Origin of the sequence: Streptomyces sp. NPDC047022, from assembly GCF_040644155.1 — a bacterium.
Lineage (GTDB): Bacteria > Actinomycetota > Actinomycetes > Streptomycetales > Streptomycetaceae > Streptomyces.
Genome location: NZ_JBEYVV010000029.1, coordinates 55,007 through 79,610 on the forward strand (window position 1 = coordinate 55,007; position 24,604 = coordinate 79,610).

Consider the following 24,604-nt stretch of genomic DNA (forward strand, 5'->3'; position numbering starts at 1 on the left):
GTGTGCCAGGGCGACGCGACGGGTCCCCGACCAGCCAAGCTGAAAGATGGCTTTCGGCGGATCCGGCGGATCCGGCACGCTCTCATCCGTCTTTCACCCATGCCTCATACGGTGGTCCCATGACGCAGGTGACTCCTCCCGGCTGGTACCCCGATCCCGGGCAGACAAGTGACGGTCCCGCCACCGAGCGCTGGTGGGACGGCAAGGCGTGGACGGACAGGACCCGGCCCGCCGATCCGGCCGCCGCATGGGGTCCCCCGACGCAGGCGCCTGCCTTCGGCGCCCCCGTCCACCAGCACCCGTACGTCACCGCGCCGTACCCCGCCTTTCGGCCCGCCCCCGCGCGGCGAGGGGCCCGCGCCGCGGCGGCCGTCGCCGCGGCGGTCCTGGTCCTCGCGGGGATAGGGGGCGGTGTCTACGCGCTCACGGTGCACGACGGCGGCAGCGCCAGTTCCGCGGGCTCCCGGGGGCCGGGCGGCCCCGGCGGTTCCGGCGGCCGGGAAGGCCAAGGGGGTCAGGGAGGCCAGGGCGGACAGGGCGGACAGGGCGGACCCTTCGGGGGCCAAGGCGGGCCGGGCGGTTCCGGGGGCTCCGGCGGTTCCGGGGGCTCCGGCGGTTCCGGGGGCTCGGGCTCCATACCCGGCCAGCCGCGCGGCGAGGCCGGATACGCCGGCGATCCCTTCAATGGCATCAGCATCCCGGTGCCGGACGGCTGGAGCGGCGGCACCATCGACGGCGGCGCGCAGGTCACGTCCCAGGACTCCTACAAATGCCCCGGTGACACCTCGAAGACCTGCAGCGCCGGCGGGGCCTACTCGGCGAGCGCCAAGCAGCAGGGGCTGACCGCCACCACCGCGGAGGCGGCTGCCGAGCAGGACATAGCCAAGAACGCCGACGAATCGTACGGCGGCACGTCCTACGGCGGCATCACCTCGCACCAGGTGCTGGCGTCCAAGGCGGTGACCGTGGCCGGTGAGCAGGGCTATATGGTCCGCTGGAAGGCGGTCACCAGCAAGGGCGCGGACGGGTACGTCGAGTCGCTGGTCTTCCCGTCGCCCGCCGACTCGCGGCAGCTCGTCGTCGTCCGCTTCGGCGTGGACGCCGGGGCCAAGGGGTCCGGTCTGCCGGTCCTCGACCGGATCACCAAGGGCATCAAGGCATCCGCGGCGGGCGGCGACGGACAGACCGTCTGAACCGGCGTCCGGACGTACTGCGGCCGGACGGGGCTCCCCTCCGCTCAAGAGGAGCACCCGCCCGGCCGGGGGGCGCGCCGCCCCCGTCCCCACGGTGCGGCGCGAACAGGCCGAGGTCCGGTCATGCCACGGACCTCGGCCTGAGCCTTATGTCAGTCCGAGCCCAGGGATGATCACGGCGTCGACGAAGCGTGAGAGGTACTCCTCGTCCGCGTCCCGCCCCTCGAGCACCGGACGCAGGCGCAGCAGTCCCAGCAGCTGTGCGGGGATGTACTCGAGCGCCGGATGGCCGGCGGCCACCTCTCCGCGCTCCACACCCCGCTGGAAGATCTCCTGGAGCGCCCTGACCTCGGGCTCGATGAGGGTCTCGCGCAGGGCCTTGGCGAGTTCCCGGTCCTGCATCACCACGGGCACGAGGGCCTGGAACAGCGTGGTGTCACGATCGGACCACTCGGCCGCCGCACGGGCGACGGCGCGCAGGTCTCCGGCGAGCGAGCCGGTGTCGATGCCCGCGAAGCGCACGCAGCGGGTGGCCCTGAGGGCGGCGGCCACGAACTGGGGCTTCGTCTTCCACTGCCGGTACAGCGTCGACTTGCTGCACCGGGTGGAGGCGGCGACCCCCTCCATGGTGACGGCCTCATAACCGCACTCGCGGATCTGTTCGAGCACGGCGTCGAAGAACTGCTGCTCACGCTCGGCGGTGAGCTTGGAGCGGCGCGAGGCGGCAACCGTCTCCGGTGCGTCCGCTGCCTGCGACGTCATGGCTTCGCTCCTCGGTCGTGGGCCCGGCGCCCGTGGGCCTCTTCACAACAATACATCGATACGCCAGTGTACCGGTACGCCAGCGTATCGGTACACTGGCGTATCGATGAGCCTTGGACAGGACCCACTCCACTGTCGAGTGGACCCTTTCCTGGGCTCACCACGCACCACCCCAAGCACGTACCGTCAGCAAAGGGGCCGGGGGATGAATTCCCTTACCGAGCCTGAAAGAGAGGGGACGGCGAGCGCATCGCGCCGGCCGCCCCTCCTCCGTGAGCTCCTCCTGGTCGCGGGGCTCTTCCTCGTCTACAAGTTCGGGCGCCGGCTCGCGAACGGCCACACCTCCGAGGCGTACCGCGACGCGCACCGCGTCTGGGGCTGGGAACGTACGCTGCGCCTCCCGGACGAGGGCACCATGCAGTCCGTGCTTCTGCACGGCACCGCCCTGATCCGCTGCGCCAACGTCTACTACGTGGCCATCCACTTCACGGCCACCGCCGCCTTCCTGGTCTGGCTGTACATACGGCGCCCCGATCACTACCTGTGGGCCCGCAGAGTGCTCGCCCTGGTCACCGGTGCGGCGCTGGTGCTGCATCTCACGTTCCCGCTCGCCCCGCCGCGCATGCTCGGCATCGCACACCTCGTGGACACAGGGCGGGTGTACGGGCCGACTGTGTACGGGGCCAGGCCGGCGACCGACTCGATGGCGAACCAGTTCGCGGCCATGCCCTCGTTGCACTTCGGCTGGGCGCTGATGATCGCGATCGGCCTGATCGCCGCCACCCGGTCCCGGCTGCGCTGGCTCTGGCTGTTGCATCCGCTGCTGACGCTGTTCGTGATCGTGAGCACGGCGAACCACTACTGGCTGGACGCGATCGCGGCCGGCCTCCTGCTCGGCGTCGCGCTCGCCGTGGTCCCCGCCCCGACGTCGGCGCCGCGGGGGACGGGCAGGGCACTGGCGCACTCCGCGCCTCCCCCGAGGCGCACGCACCCCGCAGCCGACCCCTCCGGCCTGGTGGGAGCCGGACGATGAGTGCCACGCTCCTGGCCGTCGTCCTGTCGCTGTTCTCCGCAGTCGCCTACGCGGCGGCGGCGGTGGCCCAGGAGCGGCTCGCCGCCCGGAACGCGGGCACCGGTCTGCTGGGGCTGCTCGGGCACGGCGCCTGGTGGTGGTCGGTGGTCCTCAACGCCTCCGCCGCGCTGCTGCACGTCGCGGCGCTCAAGTACGGACCGCTCACGCTGGTGCAGCCGCTCGGCGCGCTCACCCTGGTGGCCGCGGTGCCGCTGGGGGCGCGAGCGGCCGGGCGCCGGGTGAGCGCCGTGGAGTGGCGGGGCACGTCCCTCACGCTGATCGGTCTGGCCGCGCTCCTGGTGACGGCGTCCGGGCCGGAGCCCGACACCATACTGAGTCTGCCGCAGGCCGTGGCCGTGGCCGGGGCCACGGCAGCCCTCATGGGACTTCTCGCCCGCCCGGGTGCCCGGCCCGGTCTGCGGCACGCGACCGCGTCCGGGTTCGCTTCCGGGGTCGCCTCCGCGCTCACCCAGACGGTGACGGTCGCGGCCACGGACCGCTCGGGACCGCTGCTGAGCGCCCAGGTCGTCGTGGTGGCACTGCTCGTCGCGTTGTTCGCGACGAGCGGCCTGCTGCTGTCGCAGACCGCGTACCGCGATGGCCTCGGGGCGCCCCTCGCACTGGTGACCCTGGCCAATCCGGTCGCCGCCGGGGTGATCGGCCTGTGCCTGCTCGGCGAACGCCTCCAGGGCGGCGCGGCCGGACTGCTCCTCGCGGCGGCGGGTGCCGGGCTGGCGTCCTGGGGCGTGGTGACCCTGTCCCGGTCCGCACCACGGCCGGGTGTGACCCCGGCGCACGACGAGCACCCGGTCGCGGCGTTGCCAGTGCCGCACCAGGCAACGTTCGCCGCGGCACTGGCCCTGGAGGCCCAGTCGGTCGCCCAGGGGGCCGTGCCCGTGCCACGGCGGCTGAAGCCCGTACCGCCCGAGCCCGCGCCACCGGAACACCTGACCCCCCTCTGAACGAACGGCGGCCGGCGCGTGGATACACGCGCCGGCCGCCGTCTTCGTCCCTATGAGATCCGGGTCCGGTTCAGCCGAGGCCCCGGGAGTCCTGCTTGAGTGCCGTGTCCACGGTCAGCGCCGTGGCCACGACCAGGCTCAGCAGCGGCTCGGGCAGCTGGTAGTGGATCTGCAGGACATAGTTGTCCGCGGTGGTGAACATCGTCTTCGCCAGGCCCTCCCAGGTCTTCGTGATCCGGGCGACCTCGTTGTCGGCGTGGTCGACGATCGCGAAGTTCCAGGCGCGCCAGTTCTCCGCCTTGATCGCGCCGACCTTCTGGCCGTTCACGTTCATCGCGAAGTTGATCTTCCCGATCATGTTCTGCTGGACGATCTCACCGACGGGCTGCCCGTCGGGCCGCTCCACGACCACCCGTGACTTGAAGAACTTCGCGGGCCGGGTCATCACCAACTGGGGCTGACCGTAGGCGTCGCGGATCTCCAGCTTGTGCGTCATGAACTGGTCGAGGCTGGAGACGAAGCGCAGGATCTTCTTGAGCGCGCCCTGCCCGACCTCGGTGACCGAGCCGATCTGGTTGCCGTTCTGGTCGAAGACGCTGTACTCGTTCGTCAGCTCGATCAGTTTGGCCTTCTGGTTGACGACCAGCACGGGTTCGGAGAACAGCGTGCCGCCGCCGGCGCCGCTCGGGGCGACCCCGGCCTGCTGCTGCACCTGACGCTGGACACGCGCGTCGGGAGCCGGGGCGGCCGGCCGGCCGTAAGCCCTCGGCGCCTGAGTGCCCGGCGCCGCCTGCTGCGGCACCTGTGCCGCGGCCTGGCCCTGCTGATCCGCGTGGGTGTGCTCGGTCCACTGGGCGCCGTCCCAATACCTCAGGGTCTGGGGTGCACCGTGCGGATCCGGGTACCAACCTGCAGGAGTGTTCGATTGCGTGGTCACCGGGGCACACTACCCCGGCCGCACGTGTCCCTGGCCAGCCCCGGGCGACAAGGGGCCCACCGCGTGTGCGTCGTGTGTCGCATGTCCTACTCCGTGACGATGGCGGGGTCGCTCACACCGGGACGCCCGTTCTCCACGTGCCCGGCGAGGCGCCGCAGGAAGGACGGGTCGGCGTCGCAGGTCACGGTGAGGTCGTACCAGCGCCTGCTCGCTCCCAGCCCGACAAACTGGCACACGGTGGCGCCGGGCCGCACCGCGACCGTCCTGGCGTGTCCCCCGTATCCGTCGGACACCTTCAGCCGCACTGTGCCGGAGCCCTTGTTGGTGAAGGTCAGCTCCAGCCCGTCGCCGGCGTGCCGTGCGGTGACCTCGGAACCGGCCTGCTTGCCAGGACCCTTGAAGACGCGCAGGAAGCCGTTCGGGCCGTGGACGGTCAGATCGTACGAACCGCCCGAGTACGCGGAGTTCCAGGTGTCCGACACGGTCTTCCCCGCGTCGGTGGTGTACGTCCACGGCCCGTCGGCGCGGTTGCCGGACGTGACGAGGAAGGCGGCACCGGCGTGCGCCCCCGAGGCGAAGGCCAGGGTGAACGTTCCGGCCGGGGCGTTCACCGAACCATCCACGTGGGGCGCGTACTTGAGCGGGCGCGTGAGCCGCGGTCCGTGTTCCTGCCTGGGCAGTACGGGGTTGGCGGGCGGGGTGGGGACGTAGTCCGGGTGGCGGTCGTGGTCCGGGGGCTGATAGCCGTCCGTGGCCGGGAGCGGCACCGGCCTGCTGTCCTTGTGCGAGAAGTCGAACGCCGAGGTGAGGTCGCCGCATATCGCGCGCCGCCAGGGCGAGATGTTCGGCTCGTGGACGCCGAAGCGGCGCTCCATGAAGCGGATGACCGAGGTGTGGTCGAAGGTCTCGGAGCAGACGTAACCGCCCTTGCTCCAGGGCGAGACGACCAGCATCGGCACGCGCTGGCCGAGTCCGTAGGGACCGGCCGGGTGGCTCGTGCTGCCGGTGAAGAGGTCCGGGCCGACGTCCACCGTCGACTTGCCCTGGGCGGCGGAGGCGGGCGGGAACGGCGGTATGTCGTGGTCGAAGAAGCCGTCGTTCTCGTCGTACGTGATGAACAGGGCCGTCTTCGCCCACACCCCGGGGTCGGAGGTGAGCGCGTCGAGGACCTGGGAGACGTACCAGGCGCCGTAGTTGGCGGGCCAGTTGGGGTGCTCGGTGAAGGCCTCGGGAGCGACGATCCAGGAGATCTGCGGCAGCTTGCCGGAGGTCACATCGGCCTTGAGCTGGTCGAAGAAGCCCTCACCCTTGCGGGCGTCGGTTCCGGTGCGGGCCTTGTCGTAGAGCGGGTCGCCGGGCTTCGCGTCCTGGTACTGCTTGAAGTACAGCAGCGAGTTGTCCCCGTAGTTGCCCCGGTAGGCGTCGTTGATCCAGCCCCAGGAGCCGCTCGCGTCGAGGCCGTCGCCGACGTCCTGGTAGATCTTCCAGGAGATCCCGGCCTTCTCCAGCCGCTCCGGATAGGTGGTCCAGCTGTAGCCCGCCTCGTCGTTGCCGAGGACCGGGCCGCCGCCCTGGCCGTCGTTACCGGTGTAACCCGTCCACAGGTAGTAGCGGTTGGGGTCCGTGGAGCCGATGAACGAGCAGTGGTACGCGTCGCAGATGGTGAAGCTGTCGGCGAGCGCGTAGTGGAAGGGGATGTCCTCGCGCGTCAGATACGCCATCGTGGTCGAGGACTTGGCGGGTACCCACTTGTCGTACTTGCCGCCGTTGAACGCGGTGTGACCGTCGTTCCAGCCGTGCGGCAGGTCCTGGATGAACTGCATGCCCAGGTCGTCGGCGTCGGGGTGGAACGGCAGGATGTCCTTGGTGCCGTCGGACTGGTGCCAGACCGGCTTGCCGCTCTGGAGCGTCACCGGCCGGGGGTCGCCGAAGCCGCGTACACCTCTGAGCGTGCCGAAGTAGTGATCGAAGGAACGATTCTCCTGCATCAGGACGACGATGTGCTCGACGTCCTCGATGGTGCCGGAACGGTGGTGCGCGGGAAGGGCCGCGGCGCGCTCGATGCTGCCGGAGAGCGCGGTGAACGCGGCGGTACCGCCCGCGAGTTGGAGGAAACGGCGCCGATTCACATGAGACATGAAGGGGATGTCCTCTTGTCCTGACGGGGCATGGATCGCCCGATGGTGAAGGAACCTGCGCGAAAGGAGTGTTCCAGGAGTACCGAACGTCAGGAAAGGGCGCGATGGCGCCCGTGTGAATGTCAGCGGTACGCGAGATGAGCGTCTTCGCCGTCGGCAGGCTGTTCCGCAGGGCTCAGATCCTGCTTTCCGTGGCCGTGTCCGCCGAGAGGCGTTGGGCCGAGTAGATCGGGATGACCGACAGGAGAACCAGTACCGCCGCCACCACGTTGACGACCGGGGCCTGTTGGGGGCGGGTCATGTTGTTGAAGATCCAGATCGGGAGGGTCTCGATGCCCGGTCCGGCGGTGAACGTCGTGACCACGATCTCGTCGAAGGACAGGGCGAACGACAGCAGCGCGCCCGCGACCAGCGCCGAACGCACCAGCGGGAAGGTGACGTCGACAAAGGCCCGGAACGTGTCGGCGCCCAGGTCCATCGCGGCCTCCTCGTAGGTGCCCGAGGTGCGGCGCAGCCGCGCGACGACGTTGTTGAAGACGACCACGATGCAGAAGGTGGCATGCCCCACGACCACGGTGAACAGGCCGAGGCCGACGCCGAGCGGCGCGAGCACCGTACCGAACGCCGAGTTGAGCGCGATGCCGGTGACGATGCCGGGCAGCGCGATCGGCAGGACGACCACGAACGAGATGGCGTCCCGGCCGAAGAAGCGGTACCTGGCCACCGCGAAGGCGATCAGCGTGCCGAGGACCAGGGCGATCGCCGTGGCGCCGAGCCCCGCCTTCACGGAGACCCACAGCGCGTCGCGGGCTCCCGCGTTCTGCCAGGCGACCGACCACCAGTGGAGGGTCCACCCGGGCGGTGGCCAGCTCGCGCTGCGGTCGGGGTTGAAGGAGTTGGCCAGGACGAGTGCGAGCGGGACGTAGATGACGGCGAAGCCGAGGGCGGCGGCGACGCGCAGCGCGATGCGCGCGGAGCGGGACAGTTGCATGACGAGGGACCTCTTCTAGAGGCTGCTGAGCGCGCCCGTACGGCGCATCGCCAGCAGGTACAGCACGATGACCACCACCGGAACCGTGCCCAGCGCGGCGGCCATGGGCTGGTTGAGCTCGATGTTGGAGTACACGAGGTTGCCGATGAGCTGGGTCTTGCCGCCGACGATCTGCACGGTGATGTAGTCGCCGAGACTGAGCGAGAAGGTGAAGACCGAGCCCGCGGCGACGGACGGCAGCACCATCGGCAGGACGACCGAGCGGAAGGTGCGGGAGGGGCGCGCGCCGAGATCGGCGGACGCGTCCAGCAGGCCGGAGGGCAGCTGCTCGAGGGCCGTGTGGATCGGCAGGATCATGTACGGCAGCCAGAGGTAGGTCAGGGTGAGGACCGCCGCGGGCAGTCCGAAGCCGGGGCCGCTCAGACCGAACGGCTTCAGCATCCAGTCGGCGAGCCCGCCCTCGGACAGGATCAGCCGCCAGGCGTACACCTTGACCAGGTAGCTCGCCCAGAGCGGGGTGAGGATCGCGACCACCAGCAGGGGGCGCCACCGGGGCCGGGCGACGCGGGCGGTGTAGAAGGCCAGCGGGAAGGCGATCACCGCGCACAGGGCGGTCACCGCGAGGGCGACGCCGACGCTGCGCAGGATGACCTCGCGGAAGACGGGTGTCGTCAGCAGGTCGTGGAAGTTGTCCGTCGACCAGGTCTTCACCACTTCGGAGGTGAAGGAGTCGGTCGTCCAGAACGCGGACACGAACAGCACGCCGAGCGAGCCGAGGTAGAGCACGGCCAGCCACAGCAGCGGGGCGGTGATCAGCAGGGACAGCCGCAGCCGCGGGCGGCGGTGCAGCAGCCCGGCGAGCCGCCGGACGGTGGTCCGTCCGGCGGCGGGCAGGGGGGCGGTCATGGTCGTTCTCAGCCCTTGATCTCGGTCCATGCCTGGACCCACTTGGCGTACGGCACGCACTTGACGTCCGTGCGGCCGTCGAGGCACTGCTCGATGGGCGTGTTCCAGAAGGCGACGTTCTTCCAGTACGCGGTGTCGGCGGCGTGGAAGGTGGTGCAGAAGTTCTTGTCGCTGGTCTCGGCGCACGCCGTGGCGTTGGAGGGCGCCTCACCGAAGTACTCGGCGACCTGGGCGTTGACCTTGGGCGAGATGATCCAGTTCATCCACTGGTAGGCGCAGTTGGGGTGCTTGGCCTTGGACGAGAGCATCCAGGTGTCGGACCAGCCGGTCGAACCCTCCTTGGGGACGAAGGCTTCGACCTTGGCGCCCTCCTGCTTCGCGAGGTTGGCGATGACCTGCCAGGTGGTGCCGACCACCGAGTCACCGCTCTTGAAGGCGGAGACCTCCTTGAGGTAGTCGCCCCAGTACTCGCCGACATTCGCGTTCTGCTTCTTGAGCAGGTCCACCGCCGCGTCGAACTGCTTCTGGTCGAGCGCGTACGGGTCTTTGATCTTCAGCTCGGGCCTGGTGGCCTTGAGATACAGCGCCGCGTCGGCGATGTAGATCGGGGAGTCGTACGCGGTGACGTGACCCTTGTACCGGGACGCGCCGTCGAACACCGCGGACCACGAGGTCGGCGCGGGCTTGACCTTGTCCGTGTTGTACATGAGGAGGTTGGCGCCTCGGCCGTGCGGGATGCCGTACGCCTTTCCCTTGACGGAGTTCCAGGGCTGGAGCTTCAGATCGCCGAAGACATCCTTGTAGTTCGGTACGAGACCGGTGTTGACGGGGGCGGCATCACCGGAGGCGATCAGTCGCAGGGAGGCGTCGCCGGAGGCGGAGACGGCGTCGTACTCGCCGGTCTTCATCAGCTTGACCATCTCGTCGGAGCTGGCCGCAACCTTGGAGTGGACCTGACAGCCCGTCTGCTTCTGGAAGTCACCGACCCAGTTGACCTTGGGGTCGTTGCTGCCGTTCTCGACATACCCGGCCCAGGCGATGAGGTTGACCTGACCCTCGCTCCTGCCGAGCTTCGACTGCTCCTTCAGGTCCGGCGGGTTGAGGCCCTTGGACGAGGAAGAGCCGCCCGAGCCGCAGGCGGTGGCCGCCGCCAGCAGCACCGTGACGGCGGCCGCGGCTTGGATGGTACGGGTGAGACGCACGACGTTCTCCATGGGTGACGAGGGCCTGACGGGGGTCAGCGGGCGTCGGGGACCTGGACGGTGTGGCGGCGGTGCCACTGGAGGCGCACCCGGGAGCCGCGGAGGGCCGCGACGTCCTCGGAGGAGGTCTCCAGGTTCTGCTGGAGGGCGGTGAGACGGCCGCCCGCGTCCAGGTCCACCAGGAACCGGGTGGCGTCGCCCAGATAGACCACTTCGGCGACGGTGCCGGCGGCGGTGGAGTGCCCGGGTTCGTCCGCGTCGGCCGAGTCCTTGAGGACCCGGATCTTCTCGGGCCTGATGCTGTACGTGCCCGTGGCGCCCACGACCCGTTCGGCAGCCTCCCCCTGGAGCAGGTTCGAGGTGCCCACGAAGGACGCCACGAACGCGCTGGCGGGCCGCTCGTAGATCTCGGCGGGGGTGCCCACCTGCTCGATGCGGCCCTGACTGAAGACGGCGATACGGTCGCTCATCGTCAGGGCCTCCTCCTGGTCATGGGTGACGAACACGAAGGTGATGCCCACCTCACGCTGGAGCGCCTTGAGCTCGACCTGCATCTGCTCACGGAGCTTGAGGTCGAGGGCGCCGAGAGGCTCGTCCAGCAGAAGCACCCGGGGGCGGCCGACGAGCGCGCGGGCGAGCGCGACCCGCTGTCGCTGGCCGCCGGAGAGCTGTCCGGGCCGCCGCTTGCCGAAGCCTTCGAGGCGTACGCCGGACAGCGCCTCGCGGGCGCGCTCCAGCCGCTCGGCCTTGGGGACCTTGCGGACCTTGAGACCGTAGGCGACGTTCTGCTCGACGGTCATGTGCGGGAAGAGCGCGTAGTCCTGGAACACGGTGTGCACGTCGCGTTCGAAGGGGGCGAGCCCGGTGACCTCCTGCCCGGCGAGCTCGATGGTCCCCGCGGTGGGGCTCTCGAAGCCGGCGATCATGCGCAGCACGGTGGTCTTGCCGGAGCCGGACGGGCCGAGCATCGAGAAGAACTCGCCGTCGGATATGTCCAGATCAACACCCGCCACGGCAGTGGTGCCGCCGAAATCCTTCCGCAGCCCCCGCAGTCGGACCGCGCTTCCCTCCATGGCCGGGAACCTTTCTGGTGCATCCTTACGTTGAACAAAAAGATATGAATTCATAGTTCAAATCTCAAGACCCCATTAAGGTAAAGCTTGAGTCAACGCACAAGGTGGTGGCCGTGAAGCACAACGCCGTGAAGCACAGCAGGGACGGCGGGGCCCGCAGAGCCGTGTTCACTCCCGTGGACACCCGGGCACGCGTCGAGACGGTCGTCCGCCGGCTGGGCGACGCCATCGAGCTGGGCCTGCTCGCCGACGGGGAGCAGCTGCCCGGCGAGAGCGAGCTGGCGGGACAGCTCGGCGTGTCCACCGTGACCCTGCGGGAGGCACTCATGGCGCTGCGGCAGCAGGGTCTGGTCACCACCCGGCGGGGCCGTGGCGGCGGCAGCTTCGTCTCGCTGCCCGCCGTCCCTGCCGAGGAACGCATCAGGGTACGGCTGGCAGGCTGGAGCACGGAGGAGCTGCGGGACCTCGGCGACCACTGGGCGGCGGTGTCCGGCGCCGCCGCCCTGCTCGCCGCCCAGCGCACCGAGCCGGAGGACCTCCAGCCGCTGCGCCGCACCCTGGACGAGTTCGCGGCGGCCGAGGACGCGGCGGCGCGCAGCCGGGTGTACGGCAGGTTCCATGTGGAGCTGGCCGCCGCCGCCCAGTCCGCCCGGCTGACCCGGGAGCAGGTCGCGCTGCAGACGGAGGTGGGGGCGCTGCTGTGCCTGGTCCTCGGGGACGACACCTACCGCGAGGAGGTGGCGGCCCGCCATGGCGCAGTGATCACGGCGGTGCGGGACGGCGCCCATGACGCGGCCAGGGAGCTGGCCGAGAGGTGTGTCCGGGAATCCACGGCACGGCTCATCGCGCTGCGCCTGGCTCTGTGAAGCACGGGCTCCTTCCTCCGTGCGACTCCGAGCTCCGGCGCCGTCGGCGACCTGAACGCCGACGGAGCCGGAGCTGCCCAGCGGCGGTCTCAGTCGCTCGAGGCGGGGACCACGCTCAGGTGGCTCGCGGTGCGCCGGGGCCTATGGCCGGTGCGCAGTACGGACACCGGGCGGCGCGCCTCGCGCAGCACCAGCGTCAGCCTCGAATACCCCACGTCCCGCAGGGTCTTGGGGGTCTCCCGCACGACCCTGCAGTCCGCGCCCCAGCGCGGGTCGGGGTGCAGCAGCGGACGCACCGCTCCGTCGTGCTCCGTCGCCTCCGGCCCGACCGCGCGGATCCAGTGCGGCAGCCCCTGCCGGTAGGCGGCGTCCATGATCGGATCCTGCGCGATGTCCCGGCGGATGGACTGGAGTTCATGGTCCTGGCCGTACCGTTCCACCGCCTCGGCGAAATGCGCCAGCATCGGCAGGCACCAGCTCGCCTCGTGCTCCCCGAGCACGGTCGCGGCATCGGGGTGGAACAGCACGAACCGCAGGAAGTTGTCGCCGGGCATGGCCGTCGGATGCGGCGCGACGGCGCGGAAGAGCGTGTGGAACGCGGTGTTGGCCACGACGACGTCCCAGCGGTGGTCGAACACCACGGACGGGAACGGCACGGCCTCCATGAGCGCGGCGTAGTCCTGGAGGTACGCCCGTGCTTCGGCGCTGTCGGGGACGGGACGCGGCTGCGACCGCTGCCCTCCTGCCTGAATCCCCATCGGGAGGTCACCCCTCTTGCCCTTGCGGCCTTCACGCGGCGCCTTGATCCTGCTGCTCCCGATCGAGTCGTGTCAACTATCGTGGCATTTGGCGCGCGTTGACGTCCGAATCTCGCCACAGTTGTGGCGAGACCTGGATGTGAGTTCGAGGAAACGGCTAATCTCCGGTTGGTTCAGGACGACCACGACAACCACGACGACCAGAGAGACGTAGGAGACCTGTCGGTGACGGATGGCTTTGAGGTTCCGGGCGCCACGGCGACGGGTCTGCTGCCGGCCGTCGTGGCCCGTGTGACCGCCCTGGCCGGCCGGCTGGGTGTGCCGCGCGAGGAGATCCTCGACGTCCCGCGTCTGTCGGTCGAATCCGGCGTACCGGAGCCGGTGGTGAGGGCGCTGCTGAGGGGTCTGCCCGCCGGGGAACCGGATCTGCAGGCGCGCTTCCTGCAACGTCTCGACCTGTTGCGCCACACCCGGCTCAAACCCAACGGCCGCAAGTACACCCAGCAGGAGATCGCCGACGGCGCGGGCATGTCGCGGCAGCAGGCGGGCGCCCTCATCAACGGGGACCGGCGTCCCACCATGGAGCACTGCAACGCGATCCAGCGCTTCTTCAGAGTGCACGCCGGATTCCTCACGGCCGAGGACCACGAGGCGCTCGCGAGTGCCCTCCAGCGCTGTGAACAGGAGCTCCTGCAACAACTCGCCGACCGCGAGCGCGCGGCGGCGGCCGAGGTCACCGACGACCCTCTGGAGCGGCTCCTCCAGGACCATGGCGTCCGCGGTATCGCCTGGCGGGCGGCTCAGCTGCCCACCGACCAGCACCGGGACAAGGTCGCCGAGTGGCTGGACATGCTGCTGGAGAGCGTGAGGCGGCCCGGGTCCTGATGCGGGGGAGATTCGTGGGTATCGGAAGGGAAATGCGCCGCCTGTGCGGCGAGTTGGTCGCGGAGCTGTCGATTCCGGCACCGGCGGAGCCCGCCGAGCTGTACGCCGCGCTGTGCGACGGCATGAGCAGACGGCGCGGCCGTCCCGTCCAGTTCCGTACGGCCGCCTTCCCGCCCGGGACTGCGAGCGGCCTCTGGCTCGACATGAGCGATCAGGACCTGGTCGTCATTGAGGAACGTACCGTCCCCGACCACCAGTTGGTGATACTCGGCCACGAACTGTGGCACATGAACGCCGGACATCATGGCCACCATGTGGACGGCGCCGCGGTCGCGGCACGTCTGCTCAGCGACGACGCGGACCTGCGGGCGACGGTGCGGAAGGTCGCCGCCCGGACCCGGTTCGACCTGGCCGACGAGAAGGACGCGGAGAGCTTCGGACTCCTGCTGGCCAGCAAGTGCCGTACCTGGCTCCCGGGCTCGTCCCTGCGCCGGCCCCTGCAGCGTGACGATCTGGCCGGGCGGCTGGAGGCGTCGCTCGGATACCGGGGGCCCAGGGCCGAGGCGTGAACGACTCGAGCTACTACTTGCCGGCGGTGGCGATGGCCGTCGCCACCGCTGTCAAGTCCCCGGCGCTGGTGCGCGCGTGGCGTGATCCCCTGCTGCGGTCCGTGTGCACCCTGCTGGTGCTCGCCGGCCTGGTCTTCTTCTTCGCGGCCCCGCCGACGATCGCCCAGGTCAACCACATCACCGGGATCCCCAACGTCTCGGCACCACTGGTCTACTCGCTCCTGTGTGCCTTCAGCGCCTCCTGCCTGGTGCTGATCATCAACTGGCGAGGTGGTCCGCCCGAGGTGACCCGCCGACTCTCACGTCGCTGGATGGCGGGGTACGGAGTCGTCAGCGTTTCGATCATCGTGCTGTTCGCCCTCGGCCGGGCACCGCTCGAGCGGCTGCGGGACCTCGACACGTACTACGCCAACACCCCGTTCATCCGCGAGATGATCGTGCTCTACCTCGCCGCGCTCACCGTCGCGGGCGTCGCCATGAACGTCATGTGCTGGCGCTGGGCGCTGCAAGTGCACGGCTGGCTGCGCGCCGGGCTGCTGATCATCGCCTTCGGCTTCATGTTCAACATCCCCTACGCGGCGGCCAAGTTCACCGCCGTCGTCGCCCGCTGGAACGGCCACGACCTCGACTACCTCAGTACCGACACGGCGCCTGTCCTCGCCTCCGTCGGAGCTCAGGTCAGCGCCGTCGGCTTCTGCGTACCGCTGGCCTGCCAGCGCATCGGAGACACGTGGAGCACCTGGTCGACCTACCGTCGTCTGGGCCCGCTGTGGCGGGAACTGAAGCCTGTCTCCGCCCACGCGGACCGCACGGTGCGCATCTCATGGTGGTCTCCCGCCGAACTCCAGGTCACCCAGAGGGAGTCCGACATCCACGACGGGATGCTCGCGCTGTACCCCTACTTCGACTCCGAGGTGCGTTCGGACGCGTACGAAAGCGCGGTTGCCGCAGGTTCCGAACCCGGCCGGGCGCGGGCGGAGGCCGACGCGGCGATGGTGACGGCAGCGGTGCGGGCCAAGGCGGCCGACCCGGAGGGCAGGGTCATCAGCGCGGCGGACGCCGACGCACCCGCGCACGCCGAGGGTCCCCGCGATCTCGTGGGGATGTCCACCGCCTTGCGTCAGTCACCCGTTGTCGCGGCCGTCCGAGCGACGACCGCGACCAGGTCAGAGAGCGACTTCCATGAAGAGACCCGCTAACGCCTCGCAGGGCGCGGCAACTCGACACGCCGTGGTCATCGGTGCCGGCATGGCCGGCATGCTCGCCGCGGCCGCGCTGTGCGCACACACCGACGTGACGATCATCGAGCGCGACCGGCTGCCCGAAGGACCCGAGCCCCGGAAGGGCCTGCCGCAGGCACGTCACGCACATCTCCTGTGGTCCGGCGGCGCACGCGCCATGGAGAGCCTGCTCCCCGGGGTGACCGACGCATGGCTGGCGGCCGGCGCCCGGCGGATCCCGCTCCCCACCGGCCTTGTGACGCTGCAGCCGCAGGGAGGCTGGATGCGGCGCTGGCCCGAGATGGAATTCATGATCTCCTGCAGCCGCGACCTCCTCGATTCGGTGGTCCGCTCACGACTGGCCGAGCATCCGCGAGTCAGTTTCCTGCCGGACACCGAACTCCTCGCTCTCGAGGGCGACGCCTCCCGGGTGACCGGTGTGCGGGTCCGCACCCCCGAGGGCACGGAGCGGGTCCTGGCCTCCGGACTCGTGGTGGACGCCTCCGGCCGCGGTTCCCGGGCGACCCGCTGGCTAGACGCGCTGGGAGTCGCGCAGGCTCCGCTGGAGGAGGTCGACTCCGGGCTCGGATACGCGAGCAGGCTCTTCCGTGCCCCGGGGGGCGCCGAGGATCATCCGGTCATCAATGTGCAGCCCGACGCCTCGGATCCCGTCCCGGGGCAGAGCGCGACCATCGTGCCCGTCGAGGGCGGGCGATGGCTGGTGACCCTGTCGGGCACACGGGGCGGCCAGCCGAGCAGCTCCGCCGACCGGTTCGAGTCGTTCGCACGCGGGGTCCGGCACCCCCTTGTCGGCGAGCTCATCTCGGGGGCCGAGCCCCTGTCGGACGTCGTCGTCACGCGAAGCACCGTGAACCGGCGGCGATTCTTCGAGAAGGTCGGCTCCTGGCCCGAGGGCTTCGTCGTTCTCGGCGATGCGGTGGCGACGTACAACCCGGTCTACGGGCACGGGATGACGGTGGCCGCGCAAGGCGCGATGGCTCTGCGCGACCACGTGGTCCGGGACGGCATCGCGGCAAGGGGCCTGGCCCGGCAGGTGCAGAAAGCCGTGGCACGTCCGGTGTCGGTCGCCTGGGAACTGGCCACGAGCAACGACATCCGCTACCCCGGCGCTGTCGGCGAGCAGCCCGGTCCGCTGCAGCGGCTTCTGGGCCGTTACGTCGACCGGCTCATGGTGACCGCGCCCGGCCGCCCGCTCGTCGCAAAGGCCTTCCTCTCCGTGATCACGCTGTCCGCGCCGGTCACGGCCCTGGTCAGGCCCGAGATCGTCCTGGCGGTGCTCCGAGGACCGCGCCTCCCCCGGCTGGTCGCACCGCCGCTGACGGACATCGAGCGGGAGACCGCACGGCGCACACCGGACGGCTCGGACGCCCTGAGCTGATCCCGGTACGGCCACGCGACCGGCAGCACCACCGCCCACCGGTGGCTGCAACTCCCCCCTGCGCGGCCCGGGTCGGCGCCCGATTGTCAGTGGCGCACGGCAAGCTTGAAGTACGCCGACCCGGGCGCAAGGCACCGCCCGCGAACCGGGCGGGCGTGTGCCGTGCACATAGCGCCGTGCGACTCCCGTCGCCCGGCCGACCCGGGGAGAGCCGACCCATGACGACCGCCGTCCTGACCGACCGCCAACGCGCCGCCGTGCAGGCGTATCTTCGTCTCCTGAGCACCGTTCGCGCAGCCTTCGACGGTCCGCCCGATCCGCGCCGACCACCCGTGGTGCCCACCGCCGCACTCGCCGAGGCGGACCGCGCCCTGGCGGAGGCGGGACTCACCGGGACCGAGGAGGAGTTCTTCCGGATCCTCGGGGACTGGTGCCCCCGGTGAGTCCTCGGATCCCTGGGTCCTTGGGTCCTCTACCCCTTGGGTCCCCGACTCCTTGGTGACTCAGGTGTTGGTCACGACGACGGACGTCGCGACCAGGCCGCGCCCGATGGTCCAGAGACCTTCGAACACCTCGACACGGCGGCCGGCGACCACCGGCCCCGGGACAAGCAGCCGCGCGCGGAAGGCCCCGCGCAGGCCCTGGCCGTCGCCCGGGTCGATCGCCATCTCGGCCTCGAGGAAGTCGAGCCACTGCCCGGTCAGGGGGAACCATGCCTTGTAGACGGACTCCTTGGCGCTGAAGAGCAGCCGGTCCCAGTGGACGGACGGGTGGCTGCGGGTGAGGTCCCGCAGCCGCTCCCGCTCGGCCGGAAGGGTGATCACATCGGCGACGCCATCCGGCAGCGGCTCATGGGGTTCGGCGTCGATGCCCAGCGAGGCGAGTTCCCCGGCCCGCGCCAGCGCCGCGGCGCCGAAGCCCTCACAGTGCGTCATGCTGCCGATCACACCGTCCGGCCAGCGCGGTGCCCCTCGTTCACCGGGCACGATGGGCTGCTCGGGCACCCCGAGCTTGGCCATGGCCCGCCGCGCGCAGGCCCGTACGACGGCGAACTCCCGCCGCCGTTTCTCGACCGCCCGGGCGACGGCGGCCTGCTCCTCGGGATAGAGAAAAGCACCCTCGGCTATCTCGTCACCGTCGTGCGCCTCCATCACGGCGACCGACGCCGGGAGCAGCTCCTCGAACACCTGCGTGTACCTCCATCGGCAGAATGCGGCGCAGCTTGCCGGGTGGTCCCGGACGCGGGCCCCATTCGCGGGGGTATCCGACCGACACCTCTTCGAAGCGGACGCCCTCGTGGTGGGTGGTCCGCGGAATATGCAGATGACCGTAGACCATGCATGCGACACGGAACCGCCGGTGCCAGTCGGCGGTCAGCCGGGTGCCGCACCACATGGCGAACTCGGGGTACCGCAGGACATCCATGGGGTGCCGGTCCAGCGGATAGTGGTTGACCAGCACCGTGGGGAGTCCGTCGGGGACGGCCTCGAGGCGGCGTTCGGTCTCCGCGACCCGGACCCGGCACCACGCCTCCCGGCTCGGGTACGGGTCGGGGTGCAGCAGGTGCTCGTCGGTGCACACGATTCCGGTGCCCTGCGCGTAGGCGAGCCCCTCCTCCTTGGTGGCGCAGTCCTTGGGCAGGAACGAGTAGTCGTAGAGCAGGAAGAGCGGGGCGATGACGGCCGGCCCGCCGGGTCCCTCCCAGACCGGGTAGGGGTCCTCGGGTGTCGTCACCCCCAGCTCCCGGCACAGCGCGACCAGGTGCTCGTACCGCTCGACGCCGCGCAGCGTGACGGTGTCCTTCGGGTGGGTCCACAGCTCGTGGTTGCCCGGCGCCCAGATGACCTTGCGGAATCGGCCCGCGAGCAGCTCCAGGGCCCAGCGGATGTCGGCCACGGTCTCGGCCACGTCTCCGGCGACGAGGAGCCAGTCCTCCTCCGACGAGGGGTGCATCTGTTCTACGAGTGCACGGTTCTCGGGATATCCGATGTGCAGGTCACTGATGGCGAGCAGCTGTCCACGGCTGTCCGTCGACTCCACCGTCGCCGCCCCTTTCGAAAGCTGAATGGGAACACAAGAACACATCGTGCCGTCCACGGACAAGAGCGACCCGCGACCGGCTCCCGGGCGGCTCCGGAATCCGCCGGAACCTTGTCCGAAACGCTTCGCGGGTGCGTTGCCCACCGCGATCGGGTCTCGTTCTCTTCCACGGCACCCAAGCCACGCGAATCCGTAACACGCGCGTAGCCGTGACGGGGCGCACAAGGCCCTATGATCGCCCCAACACAACCGCCACGGACGCCCTTTCGCGTACGGCGGTTCGGTGTGCCTCCCCCTCCCCTGGCCGGGCACGGCCTGCTCTGCCCTGCCCGCATACCGTGAAAGGCGGCCTGCATGGTCTCTCGCGTACGCGTCTGGCTCAACCGCACGTACGCGGAGAACGTGTTCTTCATGGATCAGCTGCGGAGAAATCCCAGCGACCGCGCCGTGGAGATCCACGCCACGCACGGCGACCCGGACTCGCCCGTGCTTGCCGCGGCGGACACCGCCGATCTGGAGCCGGAGGGCCTGTCCCCGGCGGCGTACGTCGAGTACGCGCTCGACCAGTGCGCGCGCCGCGGTATCGATGTGTTCGTGCCTCGTCTGCACCAGGAGGCCATCGTCGCGCACCGCGCCGAGTTCGAGGCGGCCGGTACGGCCCTCCTCGCGCCCTCCGCCGAGGCGGTGGCGGTGTTCCAGGACAAGGCGACCGCCTACCGGGCCGCGCAGGCGATCGGGGTTCCGGTACCGCCGTGGTGGCGGGTCACCGGCGAGGACGAACTCATCGCCGCGGTTGAAGAGTTGGAGGCCGTGGGTCACCGGGCCTGCTTCAAACCGGCGGCGGGTGCCGGTGGCGTGGGTTTCCGCACCGTCACCCGTGCCCCCTTCTCGCTGGTGCACCTCAGCGGGTTTCCGAGCGCGTACGTGCCCCTGGACCTGGTGGTGCAGGCGGTGCGCGCGGCTGAGGAACCCGTCGACTGGCTCGTGATGCCGCGCCTGGAGGAGCCCGAGGTCTCCGTAGACTGCCTGACCGGGCGCGACAACCGCATCCGTATGGCGGTGGGGCGCACCAAGAACGGCCGCCGCCGTGGTTTCACCCTGCGCGAGCAGTGGCTGGAGCCCGCGATCCGGCTGGCGGAGGGCTTCGGGCTGCACTACCTCTCGAACATCCAGTTCCGGATGTACGGCGACCAGCCCGTGCTCCTCGATGTGAACACCCGTCCGGCCGGAGGACTGCACCAGCTCTCCCAGTGCGGGGTCAACGCCCCGTGGGCGGCGGTGCAGCTGGCACTCGGTGAGGATCCGGGCGAGGTGAAGCCGCCGTTCCTGGGCACGGACTACACGGTCGTGTCGGGCCCGCGGCCCCTGCGCTCCGCCTCGCTGCCGCATCAGCGAGCCGAGGAGCCGGAGCCGGTCCAGCCTCCGGTGGTGCCCGCGGTGCCGGTCGGCCCGGTGAACCAGGCCGGGATCGGTGCGGCGCAGGCCTTGCCCCTGTAGGACGTCAGCCCCGGAGAGATCTTCACCCACCGGTATGGACCAATCCTCCCCCAAGCCTTGACACCGCGATTGGTCCATACCAACTTGGTTGCGCACCCTTCTGCACTCCCCAGCACTCCCCGAACCCCCCATTTCCTTCAGGGAGATCGCGTGCGCACACTTCTCGGACGTTCCAGACGCGCCTTCTTCGCCCTCCTGGGCTCCGCCGCCCTGGCCATGGCCGGAGCGGTCGCGCTCCCCGGGACCGCCCAGGCGGCCAACATCCTCTCCAACCCCGGCTTCGAATCGGGCGGGCTCTCCCCCTGGTCCTGCACCGGCAATCTCGGCTCGGTCGTCTCCAGCCCCGTGAACGGCGGGTCCAAGGCCCTCGCGGGGGCGGTGACATCGAGCGACGACGCCCAGTGCGCCCAGACCGTCTCGGTCCAGCCGAACACCACGTACACCCTCAGCGGCTGGGTCCGCGGCAGCTATGTGTTCCTCGGCGTGGACGGCGGTGCCTCGACCTGGACGACATCCCCGTCGGCCTACAGCCGGCTCTCCGTCTCCTTCACCACCGGTGCCTCGCAGACGAGCGCCGCGGTCTACGTCCACGGGTGGTACGCGCAAGGCACGTACTACGCCGACGACTTCAGCCTGGACGGCCCGGGCGGAGGCGGCGGGGGCTCGGACACACAGCCGCCGACCGCGCCCGGGAACCTGGCCTCCACCGGCAAGACGTCCTCCAGCGTGTCGCTTTCGTGGTCGGCCTCGTCGGACAACGTCGGCGTGACGGCGTACGACATCTACAGCGGCGCGAACCGGGTGCTCAGCGTCTCCGGTACTTCGGCCACGGTCGGCGGCCTGGCGCCCAGCACCTCCTACACCTTCACGGTCAAGGCGCGAGACGCGGCCGGGAACGTCTCGGCGGCCTCCAACGCCGTTGCCGTGACCACGAGCGCGGGCAGCGGCGGCGGCTCCGGGTTCAAGCAGGCCGCGCCGTACCTCTACCTCGGCTGGGGAGACCCGCCGAGCGCCACCTCGGTGATGAGCGCGACCGGGATCAAGGCGTACACGATGGCGTTCATGCTGGACTCCGGCGGCTGCACTCCCGCCTGGGACGGCAGCAGGCCGCTCACCGGCGGCACCGACCAGAGCGTCATCAACCAGATCCGCGCCGCGGGCGGTGATGTCGTACCGTCGTTCGGCGGCTGGCAGGGCAGCAAGCTCGGCGCCAACTGCTCCTCCGCGAGCGCGCTCGCCGGGGCTCTGCAGAAGGTGATCGACGCCTATGGCCTCAAGGCGGTCGACATGGACATCGAGAACACGGACGAGTTCGAGAACGAAGCGGTCCAGGCGAAGATCCTCACGGCGCTGAGGACCGTGAAGGCGAACAATCCGGGCCTGCGGACCATCGTCACCTTCGGCACCTCGACGACCGGTCCGACCTACTACGGCAACCGTCTCATCGAGCAGGCGCAGTCGCTGAACGCGAACATCGATGTGTTCACGATCATGCCGTTCGACTTCGGCGGCGGCTCGGACATGTACGGCAACACCGTGAACGCCGCCGAGGGCCTGAAGGCCAAGCTGAAGTCGACCTTCGGCTGGGACGACGCGACCGCGTACTCCCACATCGGCATCTCCGGCATGAACGGCCTGTCCGACCAGCAGGAGAACACGACTCCCGCGATCTGGCAGCAGGTCCGGGACTGGGCGAACGCGCACCACATCGCCCGGCTGGCGTACTGGGCGGTCAACCGTGACCGGCCGTGCGCGGGCGGCGGCGTGGTGAGCAACTGCTCCGGCATCAGCCAGGACAACTGGCAGTTCACGTCCATCACGGCCGGGTTCACCGGCTGAGAGCCCGGTGTGGGGGTGTCCGGCCGGACACCCCCACACCGCTACCTGAGATACGCCAGTCCGGGGTGCACGGCGATGTAGTCCTCGAGCAGCCCCCGCGCCACGGCGACCGAGTCGACCAGCGGATGCAGCGCGAACGCCCGTAGGGCCGTGGCGCGCGAACCGGAGCCGGCGGCGGACAGCACATCCCGCTCGACGGCCTTCACGGCGCACACCAGTCCGGCGGCGTGGCCGGGCAGCGGGTCCACGGCAACGGGATGCGCGCCGTTCGCGTCGGCCAGGCACGGCACTTCCACGACCGCGTCGGCGTCCAGCACCGAGAGCGTGCCGCGGTTGCGCACGTTGAGGATCAGGGTCCTGCGCTCGTCGCGGGCGATCGCCCGCATCAGGGCGAGTGCCACCTTCTCGTAGCCGCCGGAGAGGTCGTCCTCCTCGCGCTCGCCCGCTCCGGCCGTCTCCCGGTTCTCGGCCATGTACGTGGTCTCGCGCTCGGCACGGGTGCGGTCCCAGGTCGCGTACGCCGAGGCTTCCGGGCGGCTCAACTCCTCGTAGAAATGACGCTGCTGGACGAGCAGGAAGGCGCCGCGGGTCTTGTCCGCCTGCTGGTAGGCCCGTACGGCCTCGCGGTTGAAGTAGTAGTAGTGCAGGTATTCGTTGGGGATCGCGCCGAGTGACCGCAGGAAGTCGGCGCCGAAGAGCCTGCCCTCCTCGAACGAGCCGAGCAGTACGGGATCGTCGAGCAGGCGGGGCAGTTCGTCGCGTCCCGCGACACGCAGGCCGCGTACCCAGCCGAGATGGTTGAGGCCGGCGTAGTCGATCCAGGCCTCCCCCGGCCTCACGCCGAGCACCCGGGCGATACGGCGGCCCAGGCCGACCGGTGAGTCGCAGATACCGATGACACGGTCACCGAGGTGGCGGGACATGGCCTCGGTGACCAGGCCCGCGGGGTTGGTGAAGTTGATGACCCAGGCGTCCGGGGCCAGTCGCGCCACCCGCCGCGCGATGTCGACGGCGACCGGAACGGTCCGCAGGCCGTACGCGATGCCGCCCGCGCCGACCGTCTCCTGACCCAGGACGCCCCGAGCGAGCGCCACCCGCTCGTCGTCCACCCTGCCCCGGGGACCGCCGACGCGGATCGCGGAGAACACGAAGTCGGCCCCGCGCAGGGCCTCGTCCAGGTCCGTGGTGGCGCTCACCTCGGGCGCGTCCGGCACGCCCGCCGCCTGCTCGGCCAGCACCCGGGTGACGGCGGACAGCCGCCCGGCGTCGATGTCGTGCAGCACCACACGGGTGACGCGTCCCTCGCCGCGGTCCCCGAGCAGTGCCCCGTACACGAGCGGCACCCGGAATCCGCCGCCGCCCAGAATCGTCAGGTCCACGTCCCCGCCTTCCCGCCGCGCTAGGTGGTGACGTTACCTCCCCGACGCCGCGGCGGCGGGAGGGCTCACTGCTTCCACAGCAGGCGGAGCGCCGCGTTGACCACGTAGAGGCAGACGAAGACCGTGGCCCAGACCGGTCTCCCGGCGGCGGCCAGTGCGGCGGCACCGGCGCCGAACCACAGCACCTCCAGGGCCACGCGTCCCGCCCCGCGCGCCGGATACCGCGCCCGGGGCGAGCCGAACAGGGACCACACCGCGATCATGGCCACCGGGGCGCCGACTCCCAGGAGCACCTTCACGAGCCACTGGCCGTCGGCGGACACGCCCCACAGGACGACCGCCGCGTACACGGCCAGCTCCAGCAGGAACATCAGCAGCAGATTGAGGGATCTCAGCGGCTTGAGCATGACAACTCCTTCGTGGTCGGGTGATCGTAGCGCCGCCGCAGGCGCGGGCCACCGGGCCGCCATCGAGTCCACCCCGGGCCTTCAGGGCGGCTTCATCCGGGAGCCCTGGGAGCGCGGGATCCTCCAGCGCGTGAGTGACGCGAGAGCGGCCGGGCGCGGCGATACGGGGCTGTACGGCGACGGCTCGCCGGTGCGCATGGAGTGCTTCCGGCACGAGGGCATCGTCATCGCCAACCGCCAGCGCCTGCGCGGCCTCGACTGGCTCAGCGCGGAGTGGGAGCTGTCGTTCGCGGACGGCGGCACGCTGACCGCCCCGGCGGCGCTTCCCCGGCTCGCTCCGGGCGAGTCGTCCGCCGTGCACCTGCCGTTCGCCCTGCCGGAGCACGGTGGTGAGGCCTGGCTGACGCTGCGGATCCGGACGGCGGACGACGAGCCGTGGGCGCCGCGGGGCACGGAGGTGTCCGGACCGCGCGTACGGCTGCGGTGACGCGCGTCCGCCACGGTGACCG

Annotated in this window: 23 protein-coding genes and 1 pseudogene; 12 read left to right on the top strand and 12 right to left on the bottom strand. The window is 70.5% G+C overall.

The genetic code is table 11. The features are described 5' to 3' along the window. Positions 1–119 precede the first annotated feature (119 nt). Positions 120–1,193, top strand: coding sequence for a DUF2510 domain-containing protein (locus ABZ845_RS25100; RefSeq protein WP_360983339.1), 1,074 nt, complete (start codon positions 120–122; stop codon positions 1,191–1,193). Positions 1,194–1,340: 147 nt separating this feature from the next. On the opposite strand, the gene ABZ845_RS25105 is transcribed toward ABZ845_RS25100, so the two are convergent. Next, complete coding sequence (locus ABZ845_RS25105; RefSeq protein ID WP_360983341.1) at positions 1,341–1,955, bottom strand: TetR/AcrR family transcriptional regulator; 615 nt, start codon at positions 1,953–1,955, stop codon at positions 1,341–1,343. A 205-nt stretch (positions 1,956–2,160) separates the two neighbouring features. Between ABZ845_RS25105 and ABZ845_RS25110 the strand changes: the two genes are divergently transcribed. Together ABZ845_RS25110 and ABZ845_RS25115 are read left to right on the top strand one after the other, a co-directional pair. After that, on the top strand, positions 2,161–2,988 hold the full coding sequence (locus tag ABZ845_RS25110) for a phosphatase PAP2 family protein (protein ID WP_360983343.1): 828 nt from the start codon (positions 2,161–2,163) through the stop codon (positions 2,986–2,988). Then, a complete protein-coding gene (locus tag ABZ845_RS25115; protein ID WP_360983345.1) occupies positions 2,985–3,989 on the top strand; it encodes a hypothetical protein in 1,005 nt (334 codons plus the stop codon). Before ABZ845_RS25110 ends, ABZ845_RS25115 begins: the two co-directional genes overlap by 4 nt. Positions 3,990–4,059: 70 nt before the next feature. Here the strand turns inward: ABZ845_RS25115 and ABZ845_RS25120 are convergent, their stop codons facing one another. The 6 genes from ABZ845_RS25120 to ABZ845_RS25145 all read right to left on the bottom strand — a co-directional run bounded on the left by ABZ845_RS25120 (position 4,060) and on the right by ABZ845_RS25145 (position 11,236). After that, entirely contained in the window at positions 4,060–4,926 is an 867-nt protein-coding gene (locus ABZ845_RS25120; protein WP_360983347.1) for a phospholipid scramblase-related protein, read from the bottom strand. A gap of 86 nt (positions 4,927–5,012) precedes the next feature. Then, a complete protein-coding gene (locus ABZ845_RS25125; protein ID WP_360983349.1) occupies positions 5,013–7,064 on the bottom strand; it encodes a phosphocholine-specific phospholipase C in 2,052 nt (683 codons plus the stop codon). 175 nt (positions 7,065–7,239) lie between these two features. Further along, a complete protein-coding gene (locus tag ABZ845_RS25130; RefSeq protein ID WP_360983351.1) occupies positions 7,240–8,055 on the bottom strand; it encodes an ABC transporter permease in 816 nt (271 codons plus the stop codon). A gap of 15 nt (positions 8,056–8,070) precedes the next feature. Then, a complete protein-coding gene (locus ABZ845_RS25135) occupies positions 8,071–8,961 on the bottom strand; it encodes an ABC transporter permease (RefSeq protein WP_360983353.1) in 891 nt (296 codons plus the stop codon). A gap of 8 nt (positions 8,962–8,969) precedes the next feature. Then, complete coding sequence (locus ABZ845_RS25140) at positions 8,970–10,163, bottom strand: ABC transporter substrate-binding protein (RefSeq protein WP_360983354.1); 1,194 nt, start codon at positions 10,161–10,163, stop codon at positions 8,970–8,972. A gap of 35 nt (positions 10,164–10,198) precedes the next feature. After that, positions 10,199–11,236 carry an ABC transporter ATP-binding protein gene (locus tag ABZ845_RS25145; RefSeq protein ID WP_360983356.1) on the bottom strand — a complete coding sequence of 346 codons (1,038 nt, stop codon included), beginning with the start codon at positions 11,234–11,236 and terminating at the stop codon, positions 10,199–10,201. A 104-nt stretch (positions 11,237–11,340) separates the two neighbouring features. Here ABZ845_RS25145 and ABZ845_RS25150 point away from each other — a divergent pair, with 104 nt between their 5' ends. Next, positions 11,341–12,102 carry a GntR family transcriptional regulator gene (locus ABZ845_RS25150; RefSeq protein ID WP_360983358.1) on the top strand — a complete coding sequence of 254 codons (762 nt, stop codon included), beginning with the start codon at positions 11,341–11,343 and terminating at the stop codon, positions 12,100–12,102. Positions 12,103–12,191: 89 nt separating this feature from the next. Here ABZ845_RS25150 and ABZ845_RS25155 read toward each other — a convergent pair whose 3' ends face one another. Next, entirely contained in the window at positions 12,192–12,860 is a 669-nt protein-coding gene (locus tag ABZ845_RS25155; protein ID WP_360983360.1) for a hypothetical protein, read from the bottom strand. Between the two features lie 225 nt (positions 12,861–13,085). Between ABZ845_RS25155 and ABZ845_RS25160 the strand changes: the two genes are divergently transcribed. The 5 genes from ABZ845_RS25160 to ABZ845_RS25180 all read left to right on the top strand — a co-directional run bounded on the left by ABZ845_RS25160 (position 13,086) and on the right by ABZ845_RS25180 (position 17,376). After that, positions 13,086–13,745 (top strand): helix-turn-helix transcriptional regulator, encoded by a 660-nt coding sequence (locus ABZ845_RS25160; RefSeq protein WP_360983361.1) that lies wholly within the window; start codon positions 13,086–13,088, stop codon positions 13,743–13,745. Between the two features lie 32 nt (positions 13,746–13,777). Further along, entirely contained in the window at positions 13,778–14,314 is a 537-nt protein-coding gene (locus ABZ845_RS25165) for a toxin-antitoxin system, toxin component (protein ID WP_360983391.1), read from the top strand. After that, the gene (locus ABZ845_RS25170) at positions 14,311–15,513 is read left to right on the top strand and encodes an MAB_1171c family putative transporter (RefSeq protein WP_360983362.1); all 1,203 of its coding nucleotides are present in this window, start codon (positions 14,311–14,313) and stop codon (positions 15,511–15,513) included. The genes ABZ845_RS25165 and ABZ845_RS25170 overlap by 4 nt, the downstream gene beginning before the upstream one ends. Further along, the gene (locus tag ABZ845_RS25175) at positions 15,497–16,933 is read left to right on the top strand and encodes an FAD-dependent monooxygenase (RefSeq protein WP_360983364.1); all 1,437 of its coding nucleotides are present in this window, start codon (positions 15,497–15,499) and stop codon (positions 16,931–16,933) included. Before ABZ845_RS25170 ends, ABZ845_RS25175 begins: the two co-directional genes overlap by 17 nt. A 218-nt stretch (positions 16,934–17,151) precedes the next feature. After that, complete coding sequence (locus tag ABZ845_RS25180; RefSeq protein WP_360983366.1) at positions 17,152–17,376, top strand: hypothetical protein; 225 nt, start codon at positions 17,152–17,154, stop codon at positions 17,374–17,376. A 60-nt stretch (positions 17,377–17,436) separates the two neighbouring features. Here ABZ845_RS25180 and ABZ845_RS25185 read toward each other — a convergent pair whose 3' ends face one another. Together ABZ845_RS25185 and ABZ845_RS25190 are read right to left on the bottom strand one after the other, a co-directional pair. Beyond that, positions 17,437–18,120 carry a 4'-phosphopantetheinyl transferase superfamily protein gene (locus tag ABZ845_RS25185; RefSeq protein WP_360983367.1) on the bottom strand — a complete coding sequence of 228 codons (684 nt, stop codon included), beginning with the start codon at positions 18,118–18,120 and terminating at the stop codon, positions 17,437–17,439. After that, the gene (locus ABZ845_RS25190) at positions 18,065–18,973 is read right to left on the bottom strand and encodes a metallophosphoesterase (protein ID WP_360983369.1); all 909 of its coding nucleotides are present in this window, start codon (positions 18,971–18,973) and stop codon (positions 18,065–18,067) included. The genes ABZ845_RS25185 and ABZ845_RS25190 overlap by 56 nt, the downstream gene beginning before the upstream one ends. Before the next feature lie 354 nt (positions 18,974–19,327). Between ABZ845_RS25190 and ABZ845_RS25195 the strand changes: the two genes are divergently transcribed. Further along, the gene (locus ABZ845_RS25195; RefSeq protein WP_360983371.1) at positions 19,328–20,470 is read left to right on the top strand and encodes an ATP-grasp domain-containing protein; all 1,143 of its coding nucleotides are present in this window, start codon (positions 19,328–19,330) and stop codon (positions 20,468–20,470) included. 216 nt (positions 20,471–20,686) lie between these two features. Further along, a complete protein-coding gene (locus tag ABZ845_RS25200; protein ID WP_360983393.1) occupies positions 20,687–22,309 on the top strand; it encodes a carbohydrate binding domain-containing protein in 1,623 nt (540 codons plus the stop codon). A 41-nt stretch (positions 22,310–22,350) separates the two neighbouring features. Here the strand turns inward: ABZ845_RS25200 and ABZ845_RS25205 are convergent, their stop codons facing one another. Beyond that, positions 22,351–23,688, bottom strand: a complete 1,338-nt coding sequence (locus ABZ845_RS25205) for a 6-phospho-beta-glucosidase (RefSeq protein ID WP_360983373.1) — start codon at positions 23,686–23,688, stop codon at positions 22,351–22,353. Positions 23,689–23,753: 65 nt separating this feature from the next. Continuing rightward, on the bottom strand, positions 23,754–24,095 hold the full coding sequence (locus tag ABZ845_RS25210; RefSeq protein WP_360983375.1) for a YrdB family protein: 342 nt from the start codon (positions 24,093–24,095) through the stop codon (positions 23,754–23,756). Positions 24,096–24,138: 43 nt separating this feature from the next. Between ABZ845_RS25210 and ABZ845_RS25215 the strand changes: the two are divergent. Further along, positions 24,139–24,579, top strand: a pseudogene (locus ABZ845_RS25215) (DUF4981 domain-containing protein); the annotation flags it as partial. Between the last annotated feature and the right edge of the window lie 25 nt (positions 24,580–24,604).

What these genes read in the sequence shown, in the direction of transcription:
- ABZ845_RS25100 (WP_360983339.1), top strand. Translation starts at nt 120, where the DNA reads ATGACGCAGGTGACTCCTCCCGGCTGGTACCCCGATCCCGGGCAGACA.
- ABZ845_RS25105 (WP_360983341.1), bottom strand. Translation starts at nt 1,955, where the DNA reads ATGACGTCGCAGGCAGCGGACGCACCGGAGACGGTTGCCGCCTCGCGC.
- ABZ845_RS25110 (WP_360983343.1), top strand. Translation starts at nt 2,161, where the DNA reads ATGAATTCCCTTACCGAGCCTGAAAGAGAGGGGACGGCGAGCGCATCG.
- ABZ845_RS25115 (WP_360983345.1), top strand. Translation starts at nt 2,985, where the DNA reads ATGAGTGCCACGCTCCTGGCCGTCGTCCTGTCGCTGTTCTCCGCAGTC.
- ABZ845_RS25125 (WP_360983349.1), bottom strand. Translation starts at nt 7,064, where the DNA reads ATGTCTCATGTGAATCGGCGCCGTTTCCTCCAACTCGCGGGCGGTACC.
- ABZ845_RS25130 (WP_360983351.1), bottom strand. Translation starts at nt 8,055, where the DNA reads ATGCAACTGTCCCGCTCCGCGCGCATCGCGCTGCGCGTCGCCGCCGCC.
- ABZ845_RS25135 (WP_360983353.1), bottom strand. Translation starts at nt 8,961, where the DNA reads ATGACCGCCCCCCTGCCCGCCGCCGGACGGACCACCGTCCGGCGGCTC.
- ABZ845_RS25145 (WP_360983356.1), bottom strand. Translation starts at nt 11,236, where the DNA reads ATGGAGGGAAGCGCGGTCCGACTGCGGGGGCTGCGGAAGGATTTCGGC.
- ABZ845_RS25155 (WP_360983360.1), bottom strand. Translation starts at nt 12,860, where the DNA reads ATGGGGATTCAGGCAGGAGGGCAGCGGTCGCAGCCGCGTCCCGTCCCC.
- ABZ845_RS25165 (WP_360983391.1), top strand. Translation starts at nt 13,778, where the DNA reads ATGCGCCGCCTGTGCGGCGAGTTGGTCGCGGAGCTGTCGATTCCGGCA.
- ABZ845_RS25175 (WP_360983364.1), top strand. Translation starts at nt 15,497, where the DNA reads ATGAAGAGACCCGCTAACGCCTCGCAGGGCGCGGCAACTCGACACGCC.
- ABZ845_RS25180 (WP_360983366.1), top strand. Translation starts at nt 17,152, where the DNA reads ATGACGACCGCCGTCCTGACCGACCGCCAACGCGCCGCCGTGCAGGCG.
- ABZ845_RS25195 (WP_360983371.1), top strand. Translation starts at nt 19,328, where the DNA reads ATGGTCTCTCGCGTACGCGTCTGGCTCAACCGCACGTACGCGGAGAAC.
- ABZ845_RS25200 (WP_360983393.1), top strand. Translation starts at nt 20,687, where the DNA reads ATGGCCGGAGCGGTCGCGCTCCCCGGGACCGCCCAGGCGGCCAACATC.
- ABZ845_RS25210 (WP_360983375.1), bottom strand. Translation starts at nt 24,095, where the DNA reads ATGCTCAAGCCGCTGAGATCCCTCAATCTGCTGCTGATGTTCCTGCTG.